Origin of the sequence: Paenibacillus sp. FSL E2-0201, assembly GCF_037963325.1 — a bacterium.
Classification (GTDB): Bacteria; Bacillota; Bacilli; order Paenibacillales; family Paenibacillaceae; genus Paenibacillus_AQ.
On sequence record NZ_CP150154.1, the window covers coordinates 1761274 to 1774900 of the forward strand.

Consider the following 13627-nt stretch of genomic DNA (forward strand, 5'->3'; position numbering starts at 1 on the left):
CACTGCGAAAGTGTTTGAGGGCTTCTTCTTTCATTTCTTATGCGATTAGCTGTTTTCAATAATTGTCTGTAACGTAGTCCGGTCAAGACCTTCTACCAGCTTGATCAGAAGCTCTTTAGCAGCATCGTAGTCATCGCTGTGAATCACTGATGAAGCGGTGTGTATGTAGCGGGAGCATATTCCGATTACAGCAGAAGGAACGCCGATTCCACTAACATGAACTTGTCCCGCATCTGTTCCACCTTGAGAAACAAAGTACTGATATTTGATCCGGTGGGTATCCGCTGTATCTTGTACATATTCAATCAGACCGCGATGTGTAACCATTGTAGGATCAAAGATGCGCAGGAGAGCTCCTTTACCCAGGTGGCCAAATGCTTGGCTGTCTCCTGTCATATCTGCAGCAGCGCTCGCGTCCAGACCGAAGAAGATGTCCGGTGACAGGAGATTAGCCGCAGTACGCGCGCCCCGCAAGCCTACTTCCTCTTGTACAGTCGCACCAGCAAAAACGGTATTCGGCAGCTTTTTTCCGTGCAATGCTTTAACTAGTTCAATGGCGAGACCTACGCCGTAACGGTTGTCCCAAGCTTTCGCCAAGATTTTTTTGGGATTAGCAAGAGGGGTAAACGGACAAATAGGCAGAACTTGTTGGCCTGGTCTAACGCCAAAGCTTTCTGCTTCCTCACGGCTGTCTGCACCGATATCGATATACATTTTGCTAATCTCACCAGTCTTGCCGCGTTCTTCGTTGCTTAGCAAATGGATAGGCGTGCTGCCAACAACACCGGTCAGCGTTCCTTTAGGTGTAATGATATGTAGGCGCTGGGATGCAACAGCAGAGGCAAGCCAGCCGCCAAGGGGTTGAAAACGAATCATCCCGGTGTTAGTAATTCCAGTTACCATGAAACCTACTTCGTCAAAGTGCCCGGCGACCATAATCTTTGGTCCGTTCTCTTCGCCGCGCAGTACGCCGAACAAACTTCCGAGACGATCCTGTACGAACTCATCAGTATAAGGAGTCATAGCATCCTTGACGTAAGCGCGGAGTTCACGCTCAAATCCTGGGGCTGAGGGAAATTCGGTAAGTGTTTTAAACATGTCTAATGTTTCTTGATTCATATGAATTCACTCCAATTCTTATATTTCTACGAGAAACGGATGTTATCCATAATGGATGGCATCGTTATTTCTTCCTTCAACCTAGTATGAACATTCTGCGCTCACTTGTCCATGATTAGAGACATTGAACACCGGGCACGAGCTCCACGAATACTATGCATTAGAGGCTTTGGTGGCAGGAGCCTTAGAAAGGATGCGAAGACGAATGAGGGTAGCGGGTAGCGTACCCAAAAGAAGGGTGCAGGGAGGATTCTCTAGTAAAAGCCTACAAGTAAGCGGAATGCGCAGAAGATACTGGCGCCACAATCCAAGGGAAAGAGAAGCAGTACTTATTTTTGTGCTCTTCTTATTGCTGATTGTTGTGTTACTGTATTTTTCCTGAACTGGAGGGACATAACGAAGCGGAGGATGGCAAACAATAAGGAAAACTTCTAAGCGAAGAATAACTTGAGGGGCTTTAAAGTGAGTACAATGATGCTTGTCAGCCCCCTTCGCCTAACTTTCAGGAGGTGCCTCAATGCCGGCGAAAACTAAGAAATCTGGTGTCAAGCTGAAGCTTGACACCCTGACTCCACAAGATTACGAGAAATTGTCCAAGCCCTTTGTTCCTGCTAGGCCCGTATTTAAGAACTGCATACGAGCGTTTATTGCTGGCGGCATAATCTGTGTTATTGGACAAGGTATTCAGGAGGCTTTTATGGCCATATTCGATATGACCTCCAAGGAAGCCGCCAGTCCGACAGTAGCGGTGATGATACTGCTCTCTGTAATCCTGACCAGCTTTGGTGTGTACGACAAGATGGCTCAGTGGGCTGGTGCTGGAACTGCAGTTCCAGTTACGGGGTTCGCAAACAGTATGTGCTCTGCAGCTTTAGAACACCGCGCTGAGGGCCTTGTGCTTGGTGTAGGCGGCAATATGTTTAAGCTAGCGGGTTCAGTCATCGTATTTGGTGCTGTCGCTGCTTTCATCATTGGGATCGTGTATCTCATCTTGGGCACAGGTGGAGGTGCACATACATGAAACAGCTTGGTAGTCAAACTTGGGAGTTCACGAACCGTCCCGTTATTTTAGGTTCTTCCGCAGTAGTTGGGCCAGAGGAGGGAGAAGGTCCTTTAGCTTCAGATTTTGATTTTATATTTGATACGCTGGAAATGGACGAGAAGACATGGGAGAAGGCTGAGCGCGCTCTGTTTGAGAAGGCTTCCCTGCTGGCGTTGATTAATGCGAAGATCGATAAAGAACAGCTTGAGTTTTTTGTCGGCGGAGATTTGATGAATCAGATAATCAGCAGCTCTTTCGCGGCGAGAAAATTGGGTGTGCCTTATCTCGGAGTCTTTGGCGCTTGCTCCACCTCTATGGAGAGCCTTGCGATTGCCTCGATGATTGTTGATTCTGGAGGCAGTAAGTATGTGCTCGCGGGAACATCCAGCCATAACTGTACAGTGGAGAAGCAGTTTCGTTATCCAACGGAATATGGTTCGCAGAAACCCCCGACAGCACAATATACAGTTACAGGTTCGGGCTGTGCTGTAGTAGGTCAAAATGACGGCTCTGGTAACCATCCAGTCGTGGTTTCAGCCACACTTGGACGTATTATGGATCTTGGTTTGACAGATCCTTTTAATATGGGTACGGCTATGGCACCCGCGGCGGCGGATACAATTACTGCGCACTTTCGGGATACAGGCCTATCACCCGGGCACTATGATTTAATTGTTACCGGAGACCTGGCATCTGTGGGCTTACCTATAGCCAAAACCCTGTTAGCTAAAGAGGGAATTCCTATGGAGCAAACTACTTTTGATGATTGCGGTCTGCTCATTTACGACCTGGAGAAACAGAAATATGTGATCGCTGGAGGAAGTGGCTGCGGGTGCTCAGCGGTTGTGACCTATGGCCATATTCTTAAACGTTTAAAAAAGGGTCAACTTAAACGGGTGCTAATAGTCGCAACGGGTGCACTTTTATCCCCCTTGTCTTATCAGCAAGGAGAGAGTATTCCGTGTGTGGCTCATGCTGTTGCGATAGAAAGTGGAGGTGAAGCATAATGATGATCTACTTATGGGCTTTTCTGATTGGAGGAGCCATTTGCGTTATAGGGCAGCTGATGTTCGATGTATTGAAGCTGACACCTGCACATACCATGAGTACATTAGTAGTTGCCGGGGCGATTGCTGATGCTTTTGGAATATACGATCCGCTAGTGAAGTTCGCAGGTGCTGGTGCAACTATTCCAATTACAAGCTTTGGGAATTCCTTGGTCCACGGTGCATTAACAGAGCTGGAACGAGATGGCTGGATTGGCGTAGTGACGGGGATTTTTGATATTACAAGTGCGGGTATTTCATCAGCTATTGTGTTCTCCTTTTTGGCTGCTTTAGTAGTACGTCCTAAGGGTTAGCTAAGTATGATTCTATTTGAAACGGTTGTCGTCTGAAAAGACGGCAACCGTTTTTTGTTTAAAACTTGTAGGATGTTTCATCTTATGGTTTTTTTTGTATACTGACTTCGTGATCTTCAACAATGTACTTTGGGTCCCCTAATCATGTAAAATATAAATAATACTGCTTATTCTGGCTAGGAGGATCATATATGCCCGTACGTCAAGAATCGATGCACATCATGAATGCTGTACGCACTAATCTGGAATCCTGCATACTTGGAAAATCATTTGAAATACAATTACTGTTAACTGCACTGCTTGCTGGTGGTCATGTATTGATCGAGGATGTACCGGGAACAGGAAAAACTCAGCTAATACGAGCACTTTCAAGATCAATGTCCGGTGAATACCGCCGGATTCAATGTAATCCGGATATACTTCCAAGTGATATTACAGGTGTTTCTGTGTATCATCCTAGGGATGAGATGTTTCATTTCCGGCCAGGTCCGGTGATGACGAATATTCTGCTAGCCGATGAAATTAACCGTGCTACAACGAAGACACAATCCGCACTTCTCGAAGTGATGGAGGAACGAAACGTAACTGTGGATGGCGAGACGTATCCACTTCCGCATCCTTTTATGTTGTGCGCTACCCAGAATCCGATAGATTTTGAGGGAACTTACACGCTGCCTGAAGCTCAATTGGATCGATTTATGCTAAGAATTAGCCTTGGGTATCCTGATGCAGCGACTGAGAAAAATCTATTGTTGAGTCATCAGGAAGGCCAACCAGTGGACAGGCTTTCGCCGGTAACAAGCATGGAACAAATCGCAGGGATTCAGGAAGAAATTCGCGACATCTTCATGAGCGATCCTGTACTGAATTACTTATTAGATATTGTACGGCAGACAAGAGAGCATCCACTAGTAATGCTCGGTGCAAGTCCACGTGCGTCACTATCCTTTATGATGGCTTGTAAAGCTTATGCCTTTTTGCAGGGAAGAGACTATGTTCTGCCTGATGACGTGAAGATCCTTACTCCATTTGCCTTGGGTCATCGGATATTGCTGCGTCCAGAGTCGCGTCTTGATAATATTAGCGTAGAATCTTTGCTTCAAAAGCTTCTGCAGAGCATTCATGTGCCTGTTACGATGAGGCAATGATATGAGACGTTATTTGTCGTCGGTAGCAGCCATCATTCAGCCATCTAAGCTCGCAAGCATCCTTGTAATTTGGAGCATTACACTCTTATATGTACTTTTTCAGGGCGGGAAAACGGCATTTATGTTGTTTATCATGGTCTCTCTACTTATTGCATATTTGATTGCTGGAGGTTTAGGAGGCGTTCGGCGAGCTAAGGGCACTCGCAGTCTTTTTTCTGAGCAGGAAAAAGGGGATTTGCTCTCTGCAGGAGGGCATCTTCGTGTAAAACTTAAGGTTACAATCCCCGGTATTTTGCCCTTGCCTTACGTAGTTGTAAGAGAGGTGCTTAAACGGCATAATGGAGAATCGTGGGTGTTTGAAGAGAGTGTGGTCCCAAGCCTCAGAGGCATTGGAGAACTGAAGTTTCAGACACCAGCCTTAGAGCGTGGTACCTATACGTTCGCTAATACGGATATTATCAGCCAAGATATATTTGGGCTTGTTGAGCATAAAGGGACATTTTTATCTGAAGGACAGTTTCAGGTGTTGCCTCGCGCGATTTACGTTCCGCGCTGGCAGTTATATGAGAGGAAGTCCCGGCTATCAGGGCCGCAGACCTCCGTTGTTCAATCTCGGCGTGAAACCACACAAATTAATGGCGTCCGTGACTATGTATACGGTGATCGCTTGACGCGAATTCACTGGAATGCCACTGCTAAGACCGGTTCTTGGAAATCCAAAGAGTTTGAGCATGAGTCGATTCCCAAAACCATTCTAGTTCTTGACGGAAGCGCATCAGCTTATATGAATACGAATCAATTCGAATTAGCAGTTTCTGTGACGGCATCACTACTCGGATATGGAATTCGAGAGAGAATTGGAATTGGCCTATGTTGTTTGGATAAAACCACGAAGGTATTTGCACCCGTTGAAGGTGCTGCTGAACGACAGAAGATGATTCAGTATTTAATCGATCTTAACGCTGAAGGGCGGGGTCCGCTTATCTCCCGATTGGAAAAAGGATACCGTATGTTTCCTAAGGGTTCTTACTTCGTGTTGATCAGCCCGCAGCGTGGACAGCCTGTACTTGATGCACTGCGTTGGGCTGACAGCAGAGGGATGACAGCTTCTCACATTCATGTGCGAAATTCGGCAGAGATGAACAAAGGTAACGATTGGATTGATGTCCTTAGATCACGTGGAATAAACGGTTATGGTATTAGCTCACTTCAAGAGCTTCCTTCCGTGTTAGGAGGGGAGGGCTGATATGAGAACCTGGTGGAATCAGATGAAATTCTCCTGGCACCGTTCCATTGGCCTATTTTGGCTATTGATTATTGCACAGCAGTGGATTTCTTATACGGAACCCATCTGGTTAAATCAAACCACTGCTTCTGTATGGGCTGCTTTAATAACGATTACAGTCATTGAAATTCTTATCCCTGTTAAAGTTAAGTTTAGACTGTTGATGGAAGCAGTAGCTATTATCTATATCGTTTATCGAACCATTACTAATTATGGGATTTATGTTCCTGACCCATGGGCATTAACCCTTGCAGATAGGCTCCAGGATATTAGTGTTCATATGGTGCCGTATATCTGGTTTGCAATTGGTGCATCTGCTTTGCTGTTGCTTTCGTCTTGGTGGGTATCCTCGAAGAAGCGTATCTTATGGTTTATTGGAATGAACATTGTAGCGCTGGCGGCCCTTGATTCCTTTACGTCTATTGTATTGTGGCAAGAAGTGGCTTGGACGGTATTTGCGGGTATGGGATGGCTTGTCAGCCAGCACCTGAGAAGTTTTCAGCTACATTATCCGCGTGGATGGGTACATTTGATGGAATATCCCTCGAAAATAGTCATGAATATCGCAATCGTCTTCTCTTTGGTTATCCTAATCGGTGTGAATATGCCGGATGTAAGGCCTACTTTGACGGATCCATATACAGCATGGCAAGAATGGAATGGAAATGGAAAGTCTTCTGGTAAGAGCACAACTGGAACATCGAAATCCAATACGGGCTCAAGCTCCTCTATTAATAATACTTCGTCTGGCTACAGTCTGAATGATGATAATCTGGGTGGGGGCTTTAACTTCGATTATACTCCGGTGATGACAGTGGTTTCGGACTTGCGGATTTATATGCGTGGAGAGACACGCAGGATCTACTCCGGAAGCGGATGGACGGATAAGGATCGATTGAAGCGGGGACCTTTAGAAGAAGTGGAGACAGGTAAACTCTTGGAGCAAAATGCTGCCCCTAAGGTCACTACCCGAACATTGAAACAAACGGTTAGAGTGCTTAACAATAATGAATTTCCTGTGTTGTTCGGTGCGTATTCAGTTACATCGGTGGATTCGTTAAATGATGAGGAAGCTGGAAAAGGTCTTTTTTGGAGAGATCGTGATAGCGAGCTTTTATGGGATATTAATGGGAAGAACCGCGATTATCCTTCGAGCTTTGAGGTGACTTCTGAAGTTCCTGTCATTCCTGTTCAGGAATTGACAGCGAAGACCTATGAGGAGCTATACAAAGGTAATGATCTGGAGGAAAGCTTCCTTCAGCTACCTGACGATTTCCCTCAAAGGGTTAAGGAACTGGCCGAGGAAATTACAGCACAAGCAACAACACCGTATGAAAAAACAGCGCTTTTGCAACAATACTTACAACAAACCTTTCCATATACCAACAAGCCGGATATATCACGCGTTTCAAGTAAGGATTTTGTGGATGGATTTTTGTTTGAGCTGAAGGAAGGCTACTGTGATTATTATTCTACGGCACTGGTTACTATGGCACGGTCCCTTAACATTCCTGCAAGATGGGTTAAGGGGTATGCACCTGGGGAACAGCCAGAAATGCCTATGAATCCGGCGCAGCAGCAGGCGGGTGCAGCGAACAATAACTATACGATTACCAATGCAGATGCCCATTCTTGGGCAGAGGTCTATTTTGGTGAGTATGGTTGGATTCCGGTTGAAGCTACTCCGGGATTTAATGTGCCTCTTCTGACTCAGAATGAGCAAATACCTGAAACAGATCCGGAAGATCAAGAAGATGCAGCAGAACCTACACCAGCACCTGTAACTAATACACAAGGAGATCAAGGCTTACATGTAGGTTTATGGGTAGTTTTGGCGGCAGTGGTTGTACTGCTTTCCTGGACAATTATTAATACTTGGCATATGCGCTTTAAGCTTCGCTTCTTCATTCAACAGATGCGGATGGGTCGTCCATTAACACCTGATCAGAAAGTTGTGGCGGAAACTGAGCGCTGGGTAAGGTATTTGCATCGTAAGGGAATAATGAAAGAAGAACATGAAACACTGCGTGAAGCCGTAGTCCGCTGGAGTCAGGAACGCCCCGCTGTGGCCAATCATCTTTCATCACTGCTAACGATGTTTGAACAAGCGAAGTATAGCCCTGATGTTATTGAAGACAAAGACTGGCAGAGCGTGTATACTGAAGCTTTGCGGCTGCGGAGAACGATTAGATCCAAGAAATAGCGCGATTGCAGTAAATCATTGATATAGATTTATTTGCGTAGCGCATGGAGTATGTTATAGTTTTTTGTATGAAATCGAGGTGAACGTATTGTTTGAAATGTTAGTTCCCAAACTCCGGGTGAAGACGGTATTCGATATTTCTCTAGAAGAGCTGTATCGACAGGGATACCGTGGAATCATTACGGATCTGGATAACACACTGGTCGGTGCCAAAGCGCCTGTGGCTACTCCGGAGCTGTTGTTATGGTTTGAGAAGGTGAAGGAAGTGGGCTTTAAGCTCATCATCGTATCCAATAACAACATGGATCGGGTGTCACGCTTTGCTACACCGCTTAATATTGAATTTGTGCATCAGGCTCGTAAACCGAGTAATGCTCCTTTTCTCAAAGCGATGAAGCAGATGGAGTTGCCACCGGAGCAAACGATTGTGGTGGGAGACCAAATGCTTACAGATGTATACGGCGGCAATCGGCTTGGTCTGTATACCGTATTGGTGCTGCCAATCTCCGTTAAGGATGAAGGGTTCGGCACAAGATTTAATCGCCGGGTAGAGCGAGTTGCTCTGACACGGCTTCGTAAAAAAGGATTGTGGCACGAGGAGGATAAATAGTAATGAACGAACAAAGTGAAACACAGCGTCCTGAGAAGTGCAGCGGTTGTGGGATTAAGCTTCAGACGGAGCATAAGGATCAACCAGGATACCTTCCGGAAGTCGCACTAGATCGGGACCCTGTGATTTGCCAACGTTGTTTCCGGATTAAGAATTATAACGAGGCTTCATCTGTTTCTGTGAACCAGGATGAATTTCTTCGCTTGCTGAGTGGGGTAGGGGAGAAGAATGCACTTGTTATTCATATTGTTGACATTTTCGATTTTGAAGGCAGCTTGATTTCCGGCCTTCAGCGGTTTGTCGGTAATAACCCAGTTATTCTTGCAGTCAATAAATGTGATCTGCTACCTAAGGTTACGAATTGGAATAAACTGCGTAACTGGATGCAGCAACGCTGTAAAGAAGAAGGATTGCGGACAGCTGAAATCGTACTTTGTAGTGCGAAACGTAACCAAGGCTTCGACCGTTTGCTGGAAGCTGTAACAGAACTGCGTGGTCAACGTGATGTTTATGTAGTGGGTGCTACGAATGTAGGGAAATCCACGCTTATCAACCGTTTGATTTCGGACTATAGTGATTTGGAGCAGGAGTTAACCACCTCGCGTTACCCTGGCACAACACTCGATACGGTCAAAATCCCACTGGATGATGGCCACTATATTATAGATACGCCAGGGATTGTGTATCCATGGCGTTATAGTGAACTAGTTGAACGTCAGGATTTGGATGCAGTTATGCCTGCCAATCCGTTGAAGCCTGCTGTCTATCAGTTGAATGAAGGACAGACGCTATTCTTTGGCGGACTGGGACGTTTTGATTTCGTGCAAGGTCAGCATCAATCGTTCACTTGCTTTATTAGCGGTACTTTAAAAATCCATCGTACGAAGCTGGAACGTGCAGATTCTCTTTATGCGGACCATCGAGGTGAAATGTTGTCCCCTCCAGGAAGTGATCGGATGGACAAGCTGCCACCATGGCAACGGCATGAGTTCCGAATTAATAAAGGCAGTCGGAGCGATCTCTATATTTCAGGTTTGGGATGGATTAAGGTCAACGGGACAGAAGGCGCAGTCGTGGCTATCCACGTTCCGCGTGGCGTGAAGGTGCTTACCCGCCCTTCGATGATCTAACGGGGAGGCTATTACAGTGTCTTTGATAACTGCAACCGAGGACTACAATACCGGGAATATCCTGCTGGGTGTAATGGGAGATCCTATTATACAATCAAAATCTCCTATTATGCATGAAGCAGCACTGAAAGCACTGGGAATTCCGGGTGCTTACGTGCCGCTTCATATCCTTCCGGAGAATCTGGAGAATGCGGTGCAGGCAATTCGCACGCTTGGGTTCCGTGGGGTAAATGTGACGATTCCGCATAAGGTTGCGGTGATGGCTCATATGGATCTATTAGATGAAAGTGCGGTAGCCGTTGGTGCAGTCAATACGATTGTTAATAATAACGGGATACTCACTGGATATAATACGGATGGAATCGGTTATGTACGTTCGCTTAAAGCGGAAGCCATTTCTGATTTGTCAGATACGAAGATTATGGTGATTGGAGCCGGTGGAGCAGCAAGAGGAATTGTTGCTGCGCTGCTTCAGGAGAAGCCTTCTTCTATCCTTATCGCTAATCGGAGTGCTGATAAGGCACGGGACTTGGCTGCAGATTGCCAAGGCAAAGGGAATGTCATCGGGATTAGCATGGACGAAGTGGCGGAAATGCTGGATGGTGTTGATGTACTGATCAATACTACCTCCGTAGGAATGTATCCTCATATGGATGAGACACCGATAGACCCTGGACTGCTTCGTGCAGGCATGGTCGTAAGTGATCTGATTTATAATCCGTTGCATACTCGGCTATTGTTAGAAGGACTTGAACGGGGCTGTACGATTCATGGAGGCCTCGGGATGTTTGTCTATCAGGGAGCTTATGCATTGGAGTATTGGACAGGGCAACCAGCTCCTACGGAAATCATGCGACAGACTATACTCCATTGTCTGGGTGGAAAAGAGTAAGAAATGGATTCATCAATTTAGGGTAATAATATATGTTAATTAAGGAGTTATTCATTTATGTTAACTGGTAAACAAACACGGTATCTTCGTTCATTGGCTCATCATCTCGATCCTATTTTTCAAGTGGGTAAGGGTGGAGTAAACGATCACCTCGTACGTCACATTGAAGAAGCTATTGAGAAGCGTGAGCTAATGAAGATTAGTATACTGAGCAATAATATTGAGAATCCCAAGGAAATCGGCGCGCTACTTGCCGAACAATCGGGTTCTGAGCTTGTACAAGTGATCGGCAAGACCATTGTACTGTACAAGGAATCACGTGATAACAAAACCATTGAGCTGCCACGCTAATACCTGAAAGCATACTACCGAGGAGGTCGTCCTCTTGAAAGTTGGAATTATGGGAGGTACCTTTGATCCTCTTCATATCGGTCATATGATGGCAGCGGAAGCAGCTAGAGAAACTTATGGACTTCAAGAAGTATGGTTTATGCCTTCTCATATTCCGCCTCATAAACATGAGGCAGGAGTATCTGGAGCTGATCGGCTGGCAATGGTGCAGGAAGCGATAAAGAATCATGAAGCTTTTCGCACATTAGACTGGGAAGTTGTCAGAGGTGGCGTTTCCTACACGTACGAGACCATAAGACGGCTGCAAGAGGCGTATCCGCATTTCGATCTTTATTTCATCATTGGAGCGGATATGGTCCAGTATTTACCGAAATGGAACGAGATTGAAGAGCTTGTGCAGCGGCTTACATTTATCGGCGTAGGTCGTCCGGGAACACCTCTTGATCTAGAAGCATTGCCAACATATATCGCAGAAAAAGTGCTGTTAGCAGATATGCCTCTGGTTGATATTTCGTCAACGATGTTAAGAGAACGGGCTGCAGCGGGCAAATCCATTCGTTATATGGTACCTGAGGCAGTGTTCGATTTTGTTCAAAGGAGTGGATTGTATGGCATACAGTCGCGAAGCTCTAATTGAGGCGGTTTCAACACAAATGCCTGCTAAACGCTGGAAGCATACACTGGGCGTCATGGAGTCATCCATTCAACTAGCGGAGCAATATGGCGCTGATCCTGAGCGTGCGGAGACAGCGGCAATTCTGCATGATGTGGCCAAGTATTGGCCTGTGGAGAGAATGAAGGAGATTATCGAGCAGAATCATCTGAACTTGAATCTTCTGAATCATGACAAGCAGTTGTGGCATTCGGAAGTAGGTGCCTTTGTAGCAGAGCATGATTATGGGATCACAGATCCAGATATTCTGAATGCGATCCGTTTTCACACCTCAGGTCGTGAAGACATGAGTTTACTTGAGAAAATTGTCTGTCTCGCCGACTATATCGAGCCTGGCCGCGATTTTCCAGGGGTTGATAAGATACGTAAGCTGGCAAAAGTAAGTTTGGAAGAAGGACTAGTTGCGGGATTTGATTCTACGATTAGTTTGTTACTGGAAAAACGCCGAGTAATCTTTCCGTTAACGGTACTGGCACGTAATGATTTAGTTAGAATATTGGAGGATAAAATATGAGTGTACAACCAAGCAAGCTGTTAGAACTGGCCCTTAAGGCTGTGGAAGATAAAAAAGCAATGAACGTAGTGGCATTAGATCTGCGTACTGTTTCACCGATTAGTGATTACTTCATCGTGTGTCATGGTAATTCGGATATCCAAGTACAGTCCATTGCTACCGAAGTCCGCAAAGTGGTCCATGAAGCAGGCGGCGTAATCAAGGGGATTGAAGGAATGGATTCAGCACGCTGGGTGCTGATGGATCTTGGGGATGTTATCGTTCATATTTTCCACCGCGATGAACGTGAATATTACAATATCGAGCGTCTGTGGTCGGATGCGAAGGTAGTGGAGACTGTATGAGCCTGATTGCAGGAACTACAGTTACACTTAATGTAGTAAGAGAAGTTTCCCCATACGGATTTTTCCTGAATGCAGGAGATCAGGATGTTATGCTGCATTATACAGAGCTTACCGAGAAGGTTAAGACAGGCGATAAAGTTGAAGTCTTTATCTTCTTTGATACCGAGGATCGTCTTGCGGCAACGATGAAGAAACCGTTTCTAACGTTGGGTGAGATGGCTTTATTGGAAGTAGCTGATATTCATCCGCGTCTAGGTTGCTTCTTGGAAATGGGCCTTGGACGGCAGCTTCTGCTGCCCATTCGTGAGCTTCCAGAGCTTCCAGAGCTGCGCCCTCAGATCGGTGACTATGTGTATGCGATTATGGAACATGATAAACAGGGGCGTCTTCGTGCTAAATTAGCCGGAGAGCAGGAACTAGCTCCGCTAGCACTTCCTGCACCTGAATCCTGGATGGGACAGACTGTAACAGCCCGGGTGTACAAACCGCTGCAGATGGGGACTTTTGTTCTTGTAGATGCTGGGGTTTTAGGCTTTGGTATTATCGGAATGGTCCATTCCTCTGAACGGAGTCGTCTACTGCGTCTTGGAGAACAGTTCGAAGCACGTGTCTCCCATATTCGCGAAGATGGTCGTGTTAACCTTTCTATGGGTCTCCGTAAAGAGGTAGGCATGGATGTAGACTCTGCCAAGATTTTGGAGTTCTTACATGCCCGTCCGGGTGGAGCGATGCCTTATTCGGATGCAACACCACCCGACATTATCAAGCAGCGTTTCGGAATTAGCAAATCAGCGTTTAAGCGTGCGCTTGGAAAGCTGATGAAGGAAGGCCATATTACCCAAAAAGAGAATTGGACGTATCTTGCTCCTAAGGAAGAGGAAGGTTCAACCGAGGGAAATAAAGAAACCTCTGAATAACAGAATCATATTAAATGATGTAATAGAAAGCGGTGTACT

Annotated in this window: 15 protein-coding genes; 14 read left to right on the forward strand and 1 reads right to left on the reverse strand. The window is 45.9% G+C overall.

Annotated features, from left to right (window positions below; all coding sequences use genetic code 11):
* Positions 1–45 precede the first annotated feature (45 nt).
* Positions 46–1119, reverse strand: coding sequence for a M42 family metallopeptidase (locus NSU15_RS07840; RefSeq protein ID WP_042125363.1), 1074 nt, complete (start codon positions 1117–1119; stop codon positions 46–48).
* Positions 1120–1636: 517 nt separating this feature from the next.
* Between NSU15_RS07840 and spoVAC the strand changes: the two genes are divergently transcribed.
* The 14 genes from spoVAC to NSU15_RS07910 all read left to right on the forward strand — a co-directional run bounded on the left by spoVAC (position 1637) and on the right by NSU15_RS07910 (position 13588).
* A complete protein-coding gene (spoVAC, locus tag NSU15_RS07845) occupies positions 1637–2140 on the forward strand; it encodes a stage V sporulation protein AC (protein WP_042125365.1) in 504 nt (167 codons plus the stop codon).
* The gene (gene spoVAD, locus NSU15_RS07850) at positions 2137–3168 is read left to right on the forward strand and encodes a stage V sporulation protein AD (protein ID WP_339289825.1); all 1032 of its coding nucleotides are present in this window, start codon (positions 2137–2139) and stop codon (positions 3166–3168) included. The genes spoVAC and spoVAD overlap by 4 nt, the downstream gene beginning before the upstream one ends.
* A 2-nt stretch (positions 3169–3170) precedes the next feature.
* Complete coding sequence (gene spoVAE / locus NSU15_RS07855) at positions 3171–3521, forward strand: stage V sporulation protein AE (RefSeq protein ID WP_036675923.1); 351 nt, start codon at positions 3171–3173, stop codon at positions 3519–3521.
* 191 nt (positions 3522–3712) lie between these two features.
* Positions 3713–4669: a MoxR family ATPase gene (locus NSU15_RS07860; RefSeq protein WP_042125369.1), complete on the forward strand. Its 957-nt coding sequence runs from the start codon at positions 3713–3715 to the stop codon at positions 4667–4669.
* A gap of 1 nt (position 4670) precedes the next feature.
* Positions 4671–5915, forward strand: coding sequence for a DUF58 domain-containing protein (locus tag NSU15_RS07865; protein WP_339289826.1), 1245 nt, complete (start codon positions 4671–4673; stop codon positions 5913–5915).
* Between the two features lies 1 nt (position 5916).
* The gene (locus NSU15_RS07870) at positions 5917–8157 is read left to right on the forward strand and encodes a transglutaminase domain-containing protein (protein ID WP_339289827.1); all 2241 of its coding nucleotides are present in this window, start codon (positions 5917–5919) and stop codon (positions 8155–8157) included.
* 88 nt (positions 8158–8245) lie between these two features.
* Positions 8246–8767, forward strand: a complete 522-nt coding sequence (locus NSU15_RS07875) for a YqeG family HAD IIIA-type phosphatase (protein WP_076121875.1) — start codon at positions 8246–8248, stop codon at positions 8765–8767.
* A gap of 2 nt (positions 8768–8769) precedes the next feature.
* Positions 8770–9897, forward strand: a complete 1128-nt coding sequence (gene yqeH, locus NSU15_RS07880; protein WP_076121872.1) for a ribosome biogenesis GTPase YqeH — start codon at positions 8770–8772, stop codon at positions 9895–9897.
* A 16-nt stretch (positions 9898–9913) separates the two neighbouring features.
* Entirely contained in the window at positions 9914–10789 is an 876-nt protein-coding gene (gene aroE, locus NSU15_RS07885) for a shikimate dehydrogenase (RefSeq protein ID WP_283936275.1), read from the forward strand.
* 57 nt (positions 10790–10846) lie between these two features.
* The gene (yhbY, locus tag NSU15_RS07890; protein WP_042125377.1) at positions 10847–11140 is read left to right on the forward strand and encodes a ribosome assembly RNA-binding protein YhbY; all 294 of its coding nucleotides are present in this window, start codon (positions 10847–10849) and stop codon (positions 11138–11140) included.
* A 34-nt stretch (positions 11141–11174) separates the two neighbouring features.
* Entirely contained in the window at positions 11175–11777 is a 603-nt protein-coding gene (locus NSU15_RS07895; RefSeq protein ID WP_042125379.1) for a nicotinate-nucleotide adenylyltransferase, read from the forward strand.
* Complete coding sequence (gene yqeK / locus NSU15_RS07900; protein ID WP_042125381.1) at positions 11749–12327, forward strand: bis(5'-nucleosyl)-tetraphosphatase (symmetrical) YqeK; 579 nt, start codon at positions 11749–11751, stop codon at positions 12325–12327. The genes NSU15_RS07895 and yqeK overlap by 29 nt, the downstream gene beginning before the upstream one ends.
* The gene (gene rsfS / locus NSU15_RS07905) at positions 12324–12671 is read left to right on the forward strand and encodes a ribosome silencing factor (RefSeq protein WP_042125383.1); all 348 of its coding nucleotides are present in this window, start codon (positions 12324–12326) and stop codon (positions 12669–12671) included. The genes yqeK and rsfS overlap by 4 nt, the downstream gene beginning before the upstream one ends.
* A complete protein-coding gene (locus NSU15_RS07910) occupies positions 12668–13588 on the forward strand; it encodes a S1-like domain-containing RNA-binding protein (RefSeq protein ID WP_076121874.1) in 921 nt (306 codons plus the stop codon). The genes rsfS and NSU15_RS07910 overlap by 4 nt, the downstream gene beginning before the upstream one ends.
* Positions 13589–13627: the final 39 nt, after the last annotated feature.